At 62.9% G+C, this 15,266-nt stretch carries 14 protein-coding genes and 2 pseudogenes; 12 read left to right on the top strand and 4 right to left on the bottom strand.

Going from position 1 to position 15,266, the window contains the following annotated elements; genetic code table 11:
- The first annotated feature begins 56 nt into the window (after window positions 1-56).
- From Q2K57_RS15225 to Q2K57_RS15180, 10 genes are all read left to right on the top strand, one after another.
- Window positions 57-497, top strand: coding sequence for a DUF411 domain-containing protein (locus tag Q2K57_RS15225; protein WP_240724526.1), 441 nt, complete (start codon window positions 57-59; stop codon window positions 495-497).
- Window positions 498-747: 250 nt separating this feature from the next.
- Entirely contained in the window at window positions 748-1,218 is a 471-nt protein-coding gene (locus Q2K57_RS15220; protein ID WP_112056397.1) for a plastocyanin/azurin family copper-binding protein, read from the top strand.
- A gap of 4 nt (window positions 1,219-1,222) precedes the next feature.
- Complete coding sequence (locus tag Q2K57_RS15215; RefSeq protein ID WP_304525591.1) at window positions 1,223-1,888, top strand: response regulator transcription factor; 666 nt, start codon at window positions 1,223-1,225, stop codon at window positions 1,886-1,888.
- Window positions 1,869-3,236: a sensor histidine kinase gene (locus tag Q2K57_RS15210; protein WP_304525590.1), complete on the top strand. Its 1,368-nt coding sequence runs from the start codon at window positions 1,869-1,871 to the stop codon at window positions 3,234-3,236. The genes Q2K57_RS15215 and Q2K57_RS15210 overlap by 20 nt, the downstream gene beginning before the upstream one ends.
- A gap of 56 nt (window positions 3,237-3,292) precedes the next feature.
- Entirely contained in the window at window positions 3,293-5,077 is a 1,785-nt protein-coding gene (locus tag Q2K57_RS15205) for a copper resistance system multicopper oxidase (RefSeq protein ID WP_304525589.1), read from the top strand.
- Between the two features lie 9 nt (window positions 5,078-5,086).
- Window positions 5,087-5,857, top strand: a complete 771-nt coding sequence (locus Q2K57_RS15200; RefSeq protein WP_112056280.1) for a copper resistance protein B — start codon at window positions 5,087-5,089, stop codon at window positions 5,855-5,857.
- Between the two features lie 389 nt (window positions 5,858-6,246).
- The gene (locus Q2K57_RS15195; RefSeq protein ID WP_112056277.1) at window positions 6,247-7,101 is read left to right on the top strand and encodes an IS5 family transposase; all 855 of its coding nucleotides are present in this window, start codon (window positions 6,247-6,249) and stop codon (window positions 7,099-7,101) included.
- A 286-nt stretch (window positions 7,102-7,387) separates the two neighbouring features.
- On the top strand, window positions 7,388-8,551 hold the full coding sequence (locus Q2K57_RS15190; RefSeq protein WP_112056275.1) for a glycosyltransferase family 9 protein: 1,164 nt from the start codon (window positions 7,388-7,390) through the stop codon (window positions 8,549-8,551).
- Between the two features lie 54 nt (window positions 8,552-8,605).
- Window positions 8,606-9,154: a phosphatase PAP2 family protein gene (locus tag Q2K57_RS15185; protein WP_112056273.1), complete on the top strand. Its 549-nt coding sequence runs from the start codon at window positions 8,606-8,608 to the stop codon at window positions 9,152-9,154.
- 39 nt (window positions 9,155-9,193) lie between these two features.
- On the top strand, window positions 9,194-11,245 hold the full coding sequence (locus Q2K57_RS15180; protein ID WP_112056271.1) for a bifunctional DedA family/phosphatase PAP2 family protein: 2,052 nt from the start codon (window positions 9,194-9,196) through the stop codon (window positions 11,243-11,245).
- A 259-nt stretch (window positions 11,246-11,504) separates the two neighbouring features.
- Here the strand turns inward: Q2K57_RS15180 and Q2K57_RS15175 are convergent.
- Window positions 11,505-12,120, bottom strand: a pseudogene (locus Q2K57_RS15175) (recombinase family protein).
- A gap of 113 nt (window positions 12,121-12,233) precedes the next feature.
- On the opposite strand from Q2K57_RS15175, the pseudogene Q2K57_RS15170 reads away from it, so the two are divergent.
- A pseudogene (locus Q2K57_RS15170) lies at window positions 12,234-12,841 on the top strand (transposase); the annotation flags it as partial.
- 84 nt (window positions 12,842-12,925) lie between these two features.
- Window positions 12,926-13,129: a hypothetical protein gene (locus tag Q2K57_RS15165; protein ID WP_146742507.1), complete on the top strand. Its 204-nt coding sequence runs from the start codon at window positions 12,926-12,928 to the stop codon at window positions 13,127-13,129.
- 25 nt (window positions 13,130-13,154) lie between these two features.
- Here Q2K57_RS15165 and Q2K57_RS15160 read toward each other — a convergent pair whose 3' ends face one another.
- The 3 genes from Q2K57_RS15160 to merF form a co-directional block, all read right to left on the bottom strand.
- Window positions 13,155-13,289, bottom strand: coding sequence for a hypothetical protein (locus tag Q2K57_RS15160; protein ID WP_008957399.1), 135 nt, complete (start codon window positions 13,287-13,289; stop codon window positions 13,155-13,157).
- 81 nt (window positions 13,290-13,370) lie between these two features.
- Window positions 13,371-15,020: a mercury(II) reductase gene (gene merA / locus Q2K57_RS15155; RefSeq protein ID WP_304525588.1), complete on the bottom strand. Its 1,650-nt coding sequence runs from the start codon at window positions 15,018-15,020 to the stop codon at window positions 13,371-13,373.
- On the bottom strand, window positions 15,013-15,258 hold the full coding sequence (merF, locus tag Q2K57_RS15150) for a mercury resistance system transport protein MerF (protein ID WP_112056282.1): 246 nt from the start codon (window positions 15,256-15,258) through the stop codon (window positions 15,013-15,015). Before merF ends, merA begins: the two co-directional genes overlap by 8 nt.
- Window positions 15,259-15,266: the final 8 nt, after the last annotated feature.

Here is a 15,266-nt window from a genome sequence, read left to right as displayed (position 1 = left end):
TTCGGCATTGCCACCCTCATCAAATATCTGTTTACCTCCGACAAGGGAGATCGCTCATGAAACTCACCATGCCTCACCTGCTGCTGGCGACCGGTCTGCTGCTGGGCGCCACCACCGCTCATGCTGCCCTGCCGGACGAGGCCACACTCTACAAGAATCCCCAGTGCGGCTGCTGCGATGGTTATGCCCGCCACCTGCAACGAACGGGTATCGACGTCACCATCGTCGATGACAAGGACTTGAGCGCGATCAAGAAGGCGGCAGGCGTCCCCTTCGGCCTCGGCGCCTGCCACACCATCATCATGGACGACTATGTGATCGAGGGGCATGTCCCCCTGGCAGCAGTAGAAGCGCTCTTCGAACAACAACCCGACACCAATGGCATCGGGCTCGCCGGCATGCCGAGTGGCACGCCAGGCATGCCGGGGCCGCAGACGGAGCCCTATGAGGTCTACCAGTTCCGGGACCACCAGGAGTCGCCCTTCATGACTCTATAGCGAGACCCGCCTGATGCCCCGCCGGACACCTATCGAGAGACAGCCGGCGGGCGTCCGGCATCCTCCGTCCAGGGACCGGAGTGACCTCGCTCTAGTCCCTGACGACCCTGTGATGAGAAGGTGCCTCGCCGCTTGGAAGATGAGGTCGGATGCTCACTGTTTCCTTGCTAAGCCCCTTTCGGCATTCAGCCCAAATTCAGCTTGATGACTTATAAACGGACCTGCCGATTGACCCAATGGAGCTATCCATATGCGCAAGACAATCCTAGCAATGACCCTGGGCCTCGCCTCTACCGCGGTCCTGGCCAGCGGCGAACATGGCAGTGAGAATCACGCTCAGGTGGACCGCACCATCAGCTTCGAGGCCGGTGACATGTGGTTCACCCCTGGCAAGCTCGATATCGAGCCAGGCAAGACGGTAAAGTTCGAGATCACCAACACCGGCAACCTCAAGCACGAGTTCGTGATCGGCAACGCCGCCGCTCAGGAGCAACACCGCGAAATGATGCGCGAGATGGCATCGAGCGGCGGCCACAACATGTCCGGTGGACATGGTGACGGCGGGCACGGCGGCGGCATGCCCTCCGTGACCATCGCCCCGGGTGAGACCGCGACCCTGGTATGGACCGCCCCGCAGGACACCGATACGCTAGAATTCGCCTGCAACATTCCCGGCCACTACGAGTCAGGCATGAACGGAGAGATCCACTTCCAGGGATGAACGCATGAAGCTGTTGCTAGTCGAGGACGATGACCTACTGGCCGAGAGCCTGGCGGAGACCTTGCAGGACGAGGGCTACAGCGTCGATACGGCCACACGCATGCGTGTGGCCGACGCGTTGATGGCCACGGAAGCCTATTCCCTCGCCATCCTCGATATCGGCCTTCCCGACGGTTCTGGCCTGGAGCTGCTGCAACGCTGGCGGGAGCAGGGCCATCGTTTGCCCATCCTGGCACTGACCGCACGAGACACCTGGGAAGACAAGGTCGTGGGGTTGCGGCGAGGAGCCGACGATTACATGACCAAGCCCTTTCACGAGGCCGAGCTGCTGGCCCGCTTGCATGCCCTGTTACGACGACAGTCCGGCGGCTTGGCCCAGCGATTGACCGTCAACGGGGTGCAACTGGACGAGCAGACTCAAGAAGTCAGCACCGACGGGGCGACCTGGCACTCCCTTACGGCCACCGAATTTCGGCTACTGCGCTACCTGATGCATCATCCGGATCACGTGCACTCCAAGGTGCGCCTGCTCGACCAGCTCTACACCCTGGACCAGGATGCCCCCGCCCCGAACCTGGTCGAGGTCTATATCGGGCGGCTGCGCCGCCGCCTGGGCAAGCACATCATCCAGACGCGTCGCGGCCAGGGGTATGTCTTTGCTTCGCGCTGATCGTCGTAGCCTGCGCTTTCGCCTGTTCCTCTGGCTGGGTGGCGTGGCTCTGATTGCCGTCGCTATCACCTGGCTACTGCATGGCATCCTGCTGCGTGAGCTGGCCCGCGACTTCCTGGGCGATCGACTGCGCCAGGAGGCGCACTACACGCTGCAACGGCTGCATCAGGAACAGTCCCAGGTGAAACCCTGGCTGGACTCCGCCAGCTTGACCTCGCAGATGTTTCATCACCTCTACGTGTTGCGGCTGGATGACACGGTCAGCACCTCCCACCCCGACTGGCTGAGCACTCTCACCCCCTACCTGGAAGGCGTTGACGATACCCTGCTCGAGGTGCGGGGGCAGGATGAGCGGCACCTGCTGGTCTATCGTGAGATCTTTACCCTGGAAGACGGCACCTCCGGCACCCTGTTGATTGGCGAGGACTTCGCCGAGGTGGAAGCCGGCCTGGCCACCCTGCACTGGTGGGTCGGTGGCATCGCGGGCCTGGTACTGCTCCTGCTAATTACGCTCAACCTGGTCGCCGTGAATGCAGGACTGTCACCCCTGGTTCGGCTTCAGCGGCAACTCGATGAACTGCGTGCGGGGTATCGCGAGCGCCTGCAGTTGGACACGCCATCAGAACTGGATGGCCTGGTCGGTCAGCTCAACCGCTTCATGGACGAGCAGGACAAGCGACTCAAGCGTTCGCGGGACGCCGTCGCCAACCTCTCTCATGCGCTGAAGACGCCCCTAGCGGCCGTCACGCAGGTGCTTCGCGGCTCCCGCCCCATCGACGGCGATCGCCGCCTAAAGCTATTGACCCGCCTGGAGGACATGCAGGCTCAGCTTGACGCGGAGCTGCGTCGTTCACGCATCGCTGGCCCCTATGCCGGCCAGTTCACCCGCGTCCGGCAGGAGGCCGAGCGACTGATCGAGATGTTCGCCACCCTGCACCCCGACAAGCGCTTTCACCTTGATGGACCGCAGGATGGTCGGGCCACGGTCAGCGTCGAGCGCCAGGACTTCACCGAGATGCTGGGGATCGTCCTCGACAATGCCGGGAAATGGGCGCAGCGCGACGTTCACTGTCGCCTGAGCGTGACGACGACGCTGACGCTGACGCTGGTCATCGAGGATGACGGTCCCGGCGTGGCAAAGGCGGATCTCGCCCAACTGGGCCGACGCGGGCTCCGCCTCGACGAAGGGCGCCCGGGTCATGGCCTGGGGCTGTCGATCCTTCGGCAGCTGGTCGAGCAGTATGAGGGGCGCGTGACCTTCGCCGCGACGGTCGCGGGGGGCCTGGCCGTCACCATCGTGCTGCCAACCGCCACAGCACGCGTAAATTCCTCCAGCGACTCAGGCTAGATTCAGTTTACCCCGGCATGATCGATTCCTCTCACCTCATCGCGAAGGAATCGTCCATGGTCGCCGCGAAGCAATCCAGGCTTCCCCTATCACGCCGCCAGCTGCTCAAGCGTGGTGCCGCCCTGGGTCTCGGTACCGCCGCCCTGAGCCTGCGCCCAGCCTGGGCCAATCCCTGGGGTCAAGCCGCTGGCTATCCGCAAGGCGTCGAAACTGGGCCCGACCTGGCCCTAGCGATACGCCGAGATACTCTGCCCATCGCCGGCAAGACAGCTCGCCTGATCAGCATCAACGGCACCAGCCCCGGCCCGCTGATCCGCCTCAAGGAGGGCCAGGATGCCGTGCTTCGAGTCACTAACCTGCTCGAGGAACCGACCTCCATTCATTGGCATGGGCTGATCCTGCCACCCGGCATGGATGGCGTACCTGGCCTCAGCTTCGCCGGTATCGCGCCCGGTGAAACCTTCACCTACCGTTTCCCGGTTCGCCAGAGCGGCACCTACTGGTATCACAGCCACTCGGGGCTGCAGGAACAGCTCGGCCATGCCGGTCCCCTGGTCATCGATGCCGCCGAGCGGGAGCCCTTTCGGTATGACCGCGAGCACGTGCTGCTGCTGACCGACTGGACCTTCGAGGATCCGGCCAGTGTCTTTCGCAACCTGAAGCTCGGTGAAGGCTACTACAACTTCCAGGAGCGCACCGTCGCCGACTTCTTCGCCGACGTGGAGAAAAACGGCTTCGCCGATACCGCGGCCCAACGAGCCATGTGGGCCCAGATGCGCATGAGCTCGCGGGATATCGCCGACGTTACCGGCAGCACCTATACCTACCTGCTCAACGGCCACGCCCCGAGCGATAACTGGACCGCCCTGTTCAAGCCCGGCGAGACGCTACGACTGCGCATTATCAATGGCTCGGCAATGAGCTACTTCGACATGCGTATCCCGGGCCTCAAGATGACGGTGGTGGCCGCCGATGGCCAACCGGTACAGCCCGTCCCAGTAGACGAGTTCCGCATCGGCGTGGCGGAAACCTATGATGTTCTCGTCACGCCCAAGGATGACGGCGCCTACTCGCTGTTCGCCGAATCCATGGATCGCAGCGGCTTCGCCCTGGGCACCCTGGCGCCGCGCCTGGGCATGACCGCCGCCGTCCCGGCGCGGCGCCAGATCGCCGACCGTGGCATGGAGGCCATGGGCGCTCATGGCGACATGGACATGGCCGGCATGAAGGGCATGGATCATTCCAATATGCAGAGCTCGGGCCCGTCCGGCATGCAGGGCATGGACCATTCCAACATGCAGAACTCGGGCCCGTCCGGCATGCAGGACATGGCTTCCCACGAGGCCGGTGCGATACTCCCCGTGGGCGCCGCACAACCCGGCTCTCGCTATGATCAGGCCGGTGTCGGCATCGACCCGAGCGAACGCCGCGTGCTGGTCTATCGCGACCTCAAGGCCTTCACACCCTGGCCGGACCGGCGTCCTCCCGGTCGTGAACTGGAGCTGCACCTGACCGGCAACATGGAACGCTACATGTGGTCCTTCGACGGCAAGAAGTTCAGCGAAGTGACCGGCCCCATCCACTTCGAGAAGGATGAGCGGCTGCGCCTGATCCTGGTTAACGACACCATGATGGAACACCCCATTCACCTGCACGGCATGTGGATGGAGCTGGAGAACGGCGCCAGCGAGCTGATTCCCCGCAAGCACACCCTGAACGTCAAGCCCGGCGAACGGGTATCTGCCCTGATCACCGCCGATGCCGAGGGCAGCTGGGCCTTCCACTGTCACCTGCTCTATCACATGGATGCCGGCATGTTCCGGGTCGTCAAAGTCGCGTAAGGAATGTTCATGAAGTCCAAGACTGTCGTTATCGGTACCGGTTCTACCCTCGCCATACTGTTGGCCGCTGGCGCTCAGGCCAGCGATGGCTACGATGCCCCGGCGAACTGGCCATCGCCGATGGCCGAACACTCACGGGGCTCGATACTCGTCGATCGCTTGGAATATGCTTCCCCCGACAAGGGCGAGGATGCCCTGGTCTGGGATTTCCAGGCCTGGTACGGCGGCGATGTCAATCGAGTCTATCTAAAGGGGGAAGGCGAGAATGTCCAGGGTGACAATGAGGATGCGGAATTCGAAAATCTCGATCTGCTCTACAGCCGTCTGATCACCGATTTCTGGGAGCTCCAGGGCGGTATCGGCTATCAGGGTGGCATCGCTTCGAACGATCACCCCGAACGCTACTTCGGCGTCATCAATCTCCAGGGGCTCGTGCCTTATCGTTTCGAAACCGATCTCGACCTGAGGGTCAGCGAGGACGGCGATGTCTCGGCCAGCCTGGAAAGCGAATACGACCTGCGGATCACCCAGCGGACCTACCTGCAACCGCGCCTGGAAGTCGCAGCGGCAGCCGATGAGGTGCCGGAATTTGGCGTCGGTGAGGGCCTCAACTCGGTTCGCACCGGGCTTCGGTTGCGATATGAAATCACCCGAAAGTTCGCCCCCTATATCGGCGGCTACTGGGAAAAGTCCTATGGTGACACGGCTGACTTGGCCCGCGCCTCGGGGGATGCCACCGAAGATACCGGCGTCGTCGCCGGCGTGAGGATATGGTATTAACCTCATTTTGCATATCTCGATATTTCTTCTGCGCCACATATTAATGTGGCGTTTTTATCTATTTTTATCACATTTCAGTTTTTATTTTCATAATTACAACGTCAACCAATCAAGGAGGTGGACCATGAAACGTCAACTCATTTCCACGGTGCCGCGATGTTGCGCCTGGTCTCTGCCTCATCCTTCGCCATCACTGGCGATAAGCCAAGTGGTTCTGTGATCATTGAAAAAGGGTGACCAACTCCCAGATCCTGAGCCCCGCCAAGCTCTATCAGGTCAATGTGGAGCAGGCCCAGATGATCCAGATCAGAAACGAACACCTTGCTAGGTTTTGTCCGAAAAGTCGGATTTGCTAATGTGACCGATGCCGCAACTGCATAGGTGACCGCATGGCAGGATGCTACGAGCTCTCCGATCAAAGCTGGGAGATGATTAAGGACATCGTCTCGCCCTCCCAACCGATGGGCCGCCCTCGCCGAGATGACCGCCAAGTGCTGAACGGGATCTTCTGGATCCTGTGCTCAGGCACCAAATGGCGCGATCTCCCAGAGCGGTATGGTCCCTGGAAGACCGTCTATGACCGCTTCCGGCAATGGCGAGACGATGGCACCTTCGAGGCTATCCTGAATCGACTCCACCTCAAGCTGCGTGAAGACGGGCTGATGGATCTGGACACATGGATGATTGACTCGACATCGGTCCGCGCCACCCGGGCCGCCTCAGGAGGCGGCAAAAAGGGGGGCAGCAAGACCCCCTTAGGCCATGCCCTTGGACGGAGTCGTGGCGGCCTTACGACCAAGATTCACATGGTTTGTGACCGGCAGGGTTGGCCGCTGACCTTCACCCTGCCACCGGGACAGGACTCAGATACACGGCACTTTATTCCCACCCTGGAGCGCGTTCAGCTGCCTGGCCCCTCCGGCAGGCCTCGTAAGCGTTGCCGCTTCATCGTGGCGGACAAGGGATATGACAGCGAACCGTTGCGTCGCTACTGCGACCGCCACCGGATGAAGCCGATCATTGCCAGACGCAAGATGCACCGAAAGCCACGGCCGGGGGCGTCCAGGGGATTTGACAAGCCGCGCTACCGGGAAAGGAACGTCATCGAGCGTTGCATCGGCTGGATCAAGGAACTACGCCGTGTCTGCACGCGCTATGACAAGCTCGCCAGCAGTTTCAAGGCGATGGTATGCCTGGCCTGCATAGACCGTTGTTTGCGCGCAGACTTTTTAGACAAAACCTAGTACCTGCACGCCGAACTCCACAAGTCGATCCTACTGGCCTTCGTCGCCGAGAACGAGGCTCGCCTGTCGGCGATGATCGCCGCCCAGAGTCATTTCGACGAGCGCCGCGAGACGCTGCTCGGCGACTACCATCGGGCACGCTGAGAGGCGATCACGAAGCGATCATCTCGCTGGTCGCCTCGCGGCTGTAAGTGATCGCTTCCCCGGCGCAACAAAAAGTCATTAAGCGTTCGTTAAGACAGCATCTCTATAGTGGCCGCTCTTTGCTTCCCTGAGAGGCCCTGTCATGTTCCTGCTCACCCGCCTACGCCGTCACACCGCCATGCGGCAGTTGGGCAAGCGCCTGGAAAAGCTTGCCAAAGCCTGGCTGTACCGCCGGCTCGCCGCATCGGCCGCCGGTGCCGCCGCGACCCCGGCGACCCTGGAGGACGTCCAGCGGGTCCTGCTGGTGCGCCCCAACTTTCGCATCGGCAACGCCCTGATAAGTGCCCGGCTGATCCACGCGCTGGCCGAAGGGCGCCCCGATCTCGAGATCGACTACCTGGCCACCGACACCACCGTCTCCCTGTTCGCGGGCATGCCACTGACCCACTGCCACGCTCTCGGCCGGGACATGCTCGTCCGTCCCTGGAAACTGGTCGCGCTGTGGCGCACGCTGCGCCGGCGACGCTATGACCTGGCCATCCAGGTGGCGGACACGTCCCTGACCGGCAGGCTCTGCCTGATGGCCGCCGGCGCCCGACGCACCATGGGCGCCGATTCGCGTCTGGCCGGCCTCTACGATCATGTCTACCGCGTTCCGCCCGGCCAGAGGCATGTCTATGACGTGGCCGCGGTCATCGCTCGCGCCTTGGGGCTGGATTGCGAGGCACGTCCCTGGATGACGGTCTCGGACGCCGAACAAGCCCGGGCGCGAGTCGGACTCCAGCAACTGGCCGACAAACCGTTCGATATTGGCGTGTTCGTGGGCGGCCACCTGAACAAACGCCTGCCGCTGTATTTCTGGCTGGCGCTATGCGATGCGCTCAACGATCGCGGCCTACGCTTCCTTCTGCTGATCGGCCCGGAAGAAGCCGCTATGCGGCCGGATCTGGAAGCCCGCAGCGGCGGTCATGGCTGTTTGGCCTCCACCATGCCGCTGCGCGACTTTGCCGCCACACTGACGCAGCTGCCGCGCCTGATCACGCCGGACACGGGCCCCATGCACATGGCGGCCGCGCTCGGGGTGCCGGTTACTGCCGTGCTCAACACTTCAATTTCTCGGAAATTCACACCCCGTGGCCGGGCCGATCAGGTATTGCTGTCGCCTTCCCCGGCGGAGATCGTGGCTGCGCTCGACTACGCGACGCTGTGCCTGTCCGCCTCCCATCACATCGCCTTCACCCACACACGCCACGATGCCGCCGAGCTGTCGCGAAAGGCGGTGCTTCCCTTCAATCCAGCGACATGAGCGTCGCGATAGAGTGAAGGGAGCGCGGCAATGTTCCCGTCTCCGGAGTCCCCCATGTCACCCGATATCGCCTTGCTGCATGCCATTAACGGCCTGGCCAGCCAGTTTCCCGCGCTCAACACCCTGATGATCGCCATCACACGCTTCGGCGTACTATTGATGGTGCTGGCCGTGGTGCCGCTGTGGTGGGCCCGCTCGCAGCGTGATCGGGAGCGTCACTTAGCAACCTCGGCAGGCCTGGCGTTTATCGGTGGGCTGATGCTCAACCAGCTGGTCCTGTTGTTCGTGCAACGCGCCCGCCCCTATACCGACGGCCTGTCACATCTGCTCATTGCGCCGAGTGCGGACCCATCGTTTCCTTCCGACCATGCCACCGCCGTCACCGCCATCGCGGCGACGTTCCTGCTGCAACGCCGTTTCCGCTCGGGCGGTGCTTTCGCGCTAGCCGGCCTTCTGGTGATGTTGTCGCGCGTCTACGTCGGCACCCACTACCCAAGCGACGTTCTCGGCGGTCTGGTGACGGGCTGTCTGGCGGCGCTGGTTGTCAGAGGTTTCTATACGCGCGAGTGCTGGCTGAACCGTCGTCTGGTGCGCCTGCTGTAAACCATCCCTCCAATTCCCCCCGGCCGGAGCCGCTACCCGATGCTGGAAACGCTCGTCACCGCTATCACGCACCTGTCGTCGCAGCACAGTGCCATCGCATATGCCATCGTGGCCCTATCCGCTATGGCAGAGGCGCTACCGGTTGCCGGCACCCTGGTGCCGGGCTCTGTGCTGATCGTCGGCATCAGCGCCCTGGTCAGCACCGGGGCATTGGGCACCGTGCCGCTGATACTCGCTGCACTGGCGGGGGCGATCGCCGGGGATGGCATCTCCTTTTGGCTCGGGTACCGCTACGAGTCACGCATTACCGGCATCTGGCCACTGAGCCGTTATCCGCAATGGGTGGCGCGGGCCGAGGCGTTCTTTCAACGTCACGGCGGCAAGGGCGTATTCCTGGCGCGCTTCGTGCAGGGGCCGCGCGCCTTCGTGCCGCTGGCAGCGGGCATGAGCGGCATGTCGCCGGTGCGCTTCTATAGCGTCAACATCGCCTCGGCGATCATATGGGCCACCACCCACGTACTGGCCGGGGTACTGCTCGGCGAGTCGCTCCATGTGGTCGCTCAGGTCGCCGGGCGCCTGGTGTTGCTGATGGTACTGGTGGCGCTCTTGGTCTGGGCCGTCGTCTGGCTGACCCGCCGCGTATTGCTGACATGGGGACTGGAGGCGGTGCAGGCTGGCGTGACCCACCTGGAGCACTGGTGTGCGCCGCAGACGACTACCGCGCAGCGCGGCGTAGCGCGTCTGCTGGCCACGGCCCGGGGCGAGGGGCTGATGCTGGCCATCGCCATCGCGGTGCTGATCGGCTGCTTATGGCTGTTTATGGGCATTCTCGAGGATCTGCTCACCGGCGATCCGCTGGTGCAGGCCAACCAAGCGGTCTTCCATGCCCTGCAGGCCCTGCGCACCCACTGGAGCGACACTCTGATGCTGGCGATCACCGAGCTGGGCGACGGTTTCGTGACCACCAGTCTCACCGTAACGGTCGCCGCCTGGCTGCTGATACGCCGGGCATGGCGCAGCACGCTTTACTGGCTGTCCGCGGTGGGAGGCGCGGCACTGTTCACGCCATTGATCAAGGCGCTAGTCCACTGGCCGCGTCCGACTGCCGGGCTCTATAGCGGCTGGGAGGCCTTCTCGTTCCCCAGCGGTCATGCCACCATCAACACGGTGCTTTACGGGTTCCTGGCCTATCTCATCGCCCGGGCCCTACCTGCCCGCCGACGCGGCTGGGTGGTCGGCGCTGCGGCACTGATAGTAGCTCTGATCGCCGTTTCGCGTCTCTATCTGGGCGCCCACTGGTTGGCAGACGTCAGCGCCGGTATCGCCATCGGTTTCGCCTGGGTGATCCTGCTGGCGATCAGCCACCAGCGGCGTCACGCGCCGCTCCGGGAGGCGCGTGGGCTGTTGATCGTGGTGCTGCTGACCCTGGCCGTGGCCTGGCCGTATCACCTTTATCAACAACTGTCCGCCGATCGCGCGCGCTACGTGCCTCACCCCACGGTTCAGCAACTGGCCTGGCAGGACTGGTCTCAGACTGCCTATCACCAGCTGCCGGACCATCGCACCGACCTGGGCGGAGAAGGCGAGGAGCCCATTGTCCTGCAATGGGCGGGGGATCTGGAGGGACTGCGACATCGCCTGAGCAAGGCCGGCTGGCAAGTCGATGTCCCCTGGACCCTGATCAACGCCCTGCATTGGCTGAGTCCCGATCATGCCGCCGCCGGCCTGCCGACGCTGCCGCGCCTCAACGGCGGTCAGCCCTCTGCTCTGCGTGCCACGCACCTGGTCGCCAGGCAGACGGGCCGCCGCCGGGTCCTGCATGTCTGGCCCACGGATTTCACCCTGACCGGCACCTGCCAGGCGTCACCTCAGCCGCTGTGGGTCGCCTCGCTCAGGATCCAGCAACGCCGCGACCTGTTCGGCTTGCTGGCGCTGGAGCGTGACGTTTCCGGCGTCACCGACACGCCGGACCTCCTGCAGCAGGCACTGCAGGCACCGGACGCGGCCACGCGCATTCTGACCCCGTCCGCCGACACATCGCTGCTGCTTGCCGCCCCCGCGAGTCTCGTGCCGCCATGTGGTAGCAACTGAAGACCTGATCGGTGCCCTCTACCCGTCGGCGGCCCGCTGGTTGGCCTTCTAGCGATCGACTATGCGCTGTCGCCCATCGCCCTGATGCTGCCTGAGGCCTGGTTAGCTGCCGTGGTGGTCATAGCCTTACAGCCCCTAGTCGAGCTATTCGGCATGGTGGCCTACCTGGCCTGGATTCCAGGCAAGTTGATCCCAGGGCCTTCTCGCTCATAGCTGTATCGCTCCACCCGTGGTCTGTGCCATTGCGTCCTATCTCGCGTCAGGTTCGTGCAAGCAGCTTTTCGCCGTCGGGACGCAACTCGCCCTTGGGCGAAATGTGTCGGTACAAGGTTTGCCGCGTGATACCGAGTTCCTGGCAGAGATCACTCACCTTGGTTTCAGGTTTCCCCATAGCCGCCATTGCCAGGCGCAGCTTGGCGGCTGTCATCTTGAACGGCCGACCACCCTTCCTGCCGTGTGCGCGGGTGGAGGCGAGCCCCGCCTGCGTCCGTTCAGAAATCTGTTCGCGCTTGGATGCAGATATGGCAGCAAAGATCCCGAACACCATCTTACCCGCTCGGGTCGTCGTGTCGATGGCAGCCCCATACCCGGTCAAGATCTTCAAGCCAATGCCGTGTCCGGTGAGTTAATGCACGGTATTGATCAGGTGCCGAAAGTCCCGACCGAGTCGATCGAGTTTCCATACCACCAACATGTCTTCCGACCGAAGTGCCTTGAGGCAAGTTCGTCAGTCCGGGGCGGTCTTCACGCTTGCCGGGGGCCTAGTGTTCATAAATGTGCGTCGGGTCGATACTCGCTTCTATCATCGCATCACGCTGTAGGTGGGTGGCTTGAGAACCATCTGCTTTCGACACCCGCATGTAGCCAATGAGCACATGATGACGGTAACCGCCACACAATGAGCCCATGACGCGCTACGAACGCTGATCCCGGCGTATTCATGAGGGCAGCCTGAAAACGAAGATAGCAGATGGTATTCTCTTGAGAAATCAGTGAGCTCCGCCAAGAACCTGATTCCCGAGGACCATCCGTTATAGGGAGAGCGTATCTCCCTGGATTCCGTCCTACAACGGGTCCATCTGCGTTGAGCTCGACGGCCATCGCACTACCAGCGACAGCGGCGCTATGCTGCTGCGTGAAGCCCTCGATAACAGCGACGTGACCGGGGCGCTGGAGGACAACCTGGTCGACGCGCGCCAACCGCTGCGTATCCGCCACTCGCTGGCCAGTCAGCTGCGCACCCTGATGTTGCAGCGTGCGATGGGATGGATCGACCTCAGCGATACCGAACCCCCCCCTCCGCTGGAAGGCACCAATGATCTACTGCTGCATGCCTTCTTCCTAGTCACCATCCTCAGCAAGTTCGACTGGCCACTGGAGAAAGTCCTGGCGCTCAACCGCAAACGCGACAGCGCCGAAGCGCGCATGGGCGAGGTGAAGTCGGCGTTGGATGTGCATCTCTTGTCGACCGATCGCGGCGCCTCCGAAGTTCAGGACGTCATGGCCCGCAACGATGTGAGCCTGCTGCTGAGCCTCTACGCTTACCAGGTTCTGCATGGGCTGAGGCGCCTGCTGGAGAACCGGGCGCTACAGGGTTAGAGCCTGACCCGTTAGGTGAGATTCCGGGAACGTGACCACGCACTCCGGGAAAGCACCCGAAATCGGTCACGATAAAACGGCATGGCCTGTCAAGATGGCGCAGAATACGCAGCCCGCGAGCTGAAAGCGTTGCTGTCTGGTTGGGCCTACGAGATATCGCTCTACTTATTTGTGGATTTCGATGCCGCCGGGTTTGAAATTGCCAAAGAATTCTGGGTATCCGGATTATCTGGTTGGTATGCGAGAGAGAAAGGTGGCCGACAAACTCAACCCACAACGGATTAGCTGGTTGATGGCTCGCTCAGTACGCTCACTTGCTAGAGAGCAGATACTTCACCAAACAGGCGATGCCCAGGACCAGCAGCAATAGTAGGGCAATTCCGATCACTGGCATTATCCAGCCCATCGCCCCCATCATCCCGCAATCGGGTAGTGTCGTGTTCATCGTGACAGGGCTCCCTGTGGTGTCCATGCCCAAAACCCGTGGTGCCGCCGCCCAGTGGCACCACGGTCGCGCTCATATCGTTCACCCGGCACAGCAGGACAACTGCGTCACATCCTTGGTGAAAGTCTGAGCACAGAGCTTGAGCCCTTCTACCATGGTCAGGTAGGGAAACAGCTCATTGGCGATGTCGTGTACGGTCATGCGTGCGCGTAGCGCCATCACCGCCGTCTGGATCAGCTCACCGGCTTCCCCCGCCACCGCCTGCACCCCCAGCAACCGGACCGAGTCGCGTTCGGCCACCAGCTTGATGAAACCACCGGTGTCGAAATTCACCAGCGCACGCGCCACGTTTTCCAGGTCCAGCTCGCGGGTATCGACGCTGAAGCCTTGCTCGATGGCCTCGGCTTCCGTCAGGCCGACGGTGGCCACCTGGGGGTCGGTGAAGATCACTGCCGGCATGGCGCTCAGGTCCAGGATGGCTTCGCCCCCGGTCATGTTGACGGCAGCCCGGCTGCCCCCGGCGGCGGCGACATAGACGAACTCCGGCTGATCGGTGCAGTCACCGGCGGCATAGAGCCCCGGCACCGTGGTGTGCAGATGCTCATCGACCAGAATCGCCCCACGTGCGGTTTCCACGCCGAGGCTCGCCAGGTTCAGGGCCTCGGTATTGGGTGTCCGTCCGGTGGCCACCAGCAGTTGATCCGCCCGCAAGGTGCCGGCGTTGGTGTCGACAATGAATTCATTGTCGGTGTAGTCCACGCGGCCCGCCTGGGTCTGCTTGAGGACCTCGATGCCCTCGCGGCGAAACGCCGCCTCCACCGCATCCCCTACCGCCGGGTCTTCCTGGGACAGCAGGCGGCTGCGGGCCAGCACCGTGACCCGGCTGCCCAGCCGGGCGAAGGCCTGGGCCAGTTCCAGGGCCACCACCGAGGCGCCGATCACAATCAGCCGCTCGGGAAGAGTGTCCAGGGCCAGAGCACTGGTAGAGGTCAGGTAGGGGGTGTCGGCAAGCCCCGGGATCGGCGGTACTGCCGGTCGGGCGCCAGTACCGATGAAGGCGCGGTCGAAATGGACGACCTGCTCGCCGCCCTCGTTCAGCTTGACCATCAGGCTATGGGCATCGATAAACCGGGCCTCGCCGTGCAGGACAGTGATGGCCGGGTGGTCGCGCAGAATCCCCTCGTACTTGGCGTCACGCAGTTCCTCGACACGTCGCTGCTGCTGCTCGAGCAGCTTGGCCCGATCCACCACCGGCGCCTGGGCGCTCAGGCCTGCATCGAAGGGACTTTCCGTACGCAAGTGGGCAATATGGGCCGCGCGAATCATGATCTTCGAAGGCACACAGCCTGTATTGACACAGGTACCGCCGACGGTGCCGCGTTCGATCAGGGTGATCCGGGCGCCGCGCTCGGCGGCCTTCAGGGCCGCCGCCATGGCGGCGCCGCCGCTGCCGATCACCGCGATGTGCGGGGCGTCTTCATCACGGCCCTTGGACACCGATGCGCCTGCCGGGGAAGTGGGCCCACTGTTGGCCAATCGAGCTTGGTAGCCAAGTCGGGTCACGGCAAACGTCAACGCCGAGGCCGGTGTCCCCGGATCAACGGCTACCGATGCCGTCCCCTGAGGATAGGATACCTCCACCGACTGCACGCCGGGCAGCTTCTCCAAGGCTTCCCTGACATGATCCGCACAGCGGTCACAGGTCATGCCGCTCACGTTGAGTTCAATCATCACGTTTCTCCGAGTCTTCATTAGTAAAGCCGGCATCCTGCTTCCGCTTGTGGTATCGCGCGTAGAGAGGTAAGCCGATGACGATGGCCAGGGCGGCAAACAGCAGGTAATCGAGATAGCCTACCAACGCGGCCAGGCCCGCCGTACCGAATAGCACCAGGGCGATTGGCCCGGCGCAACACAGCACCATCAACCCGGTGCCAAGCACGACGCTTAAAAATTTCTGCGAATCTTTCACGCTTATTC

This window comes from Halomonas sp. I5-271120, from assembly GCF_030553075.1.
Taxonomy (GTDB): domain Bacteria; phylum Pseudomonadota; class Gammaproteobacteria; order Pseudomonadales; family Halomonadaceae; genus Onishia; species Onishia taeanensis_A.
This window is presented reverse-complemented; position numbering and strand designations above follow the sequence as displayed.

Excerpts from the sequence above, each read along its gene's own strand:
- Q2K57_RS15220 (WP_112056397.1), top strand. The coding sequence starts at position 748 with ATGCGCAAGACAATCCTAGCAATGACCCTGGGCCTCGCCTCTACCGCG.
- Q2K57_RS15205 (WP_304525589.1), top strand. The coding sequence starts at position 3,293 with ATGGTCGCCGCGAAGCAATCCAGGCTTCCCCTATCACGCCGCCAGCTG.
- Q2K57_RS15190 (WP_112056275.1), top strand. The coding sequence starts at position 7,388 with ATGTTCCTGCTCACCCGCCTACGCCGTCACACCGCCATGCGGCAGTTG.
- Q2K57_RS15195 (WP_112056277.1), top strand. The coding sequence starts at position 6,247 with ATGGCAGGATGCTACGAGCTCTCCGATCAAAGCTGGGAGATGATTAAG.
- merA (WP_304525588.1), bottom strand. The coding sequence starts at position 15,020 with ATGATTGAACTCAACGTGAGCGGCATGACCTGTGACCGCTGTGCGGAT.
- Q2K57_RS15180 (WP_112056271.1), top strand. The coding sequence starts at position 9,194 with ATGCTGGAAACGCTCGTCACCGCTATCACGCACCTGTCGTCGCAGCAC.
- Q2K57_RS15210 (WP_304525590.1), top strand. The coding sequence starts at position 1,869 with ATGTCTTTGCTTCGCGCTGATCGTCGTAGCCTGCGCTTTCGCCTGTTC.
- Q2K57_RS15225 (WP_240724526.1), top strand. The coding sequence starts at position 57 with ATGAAACTCACCATGCCTCACCTGCTGCTGGCGACCGGTCTGCTGCTG.
- Q2K57_RS15165 (WP_146742507.1), top strand. The coding sequence starts at position 12,926 with ATGGCCTGTCAAGATGGCGCAGAATACGCAGCCCGCGAGCTGAAAGCG.
- Q2K57_RS15185 (WP_112056273.1), top strand. The coding sequence starts at position 8,606 with ATGTCACCCGATATCGCCTTGCTGCATGCCATTAACGGCCTGGCCAGC.
- Q2K57_RS15160 (WP_008957399.1), bottom strand. The coding sequence starts at position 13,289 with ATGAACACGACACTACCCGATTGCGGGATGATGGGGGCGATGGGCTGG.
- Q2K57_RS15215 (WP_304525591.1), top strand. The coding sequence starts at position 1,223 with ATGAAGCTGTTGCTAGTCGAGGACGATGACCTACTGGCCGAGAGCCTG.
- Q2K57_RS15200 (WP_112056280.1), top strand. The coding sequence starts at position 5,087 with ATGAAGTCCAAGACTGTCGTTATCGGTACCGGTTCTACCCTCGCCATA.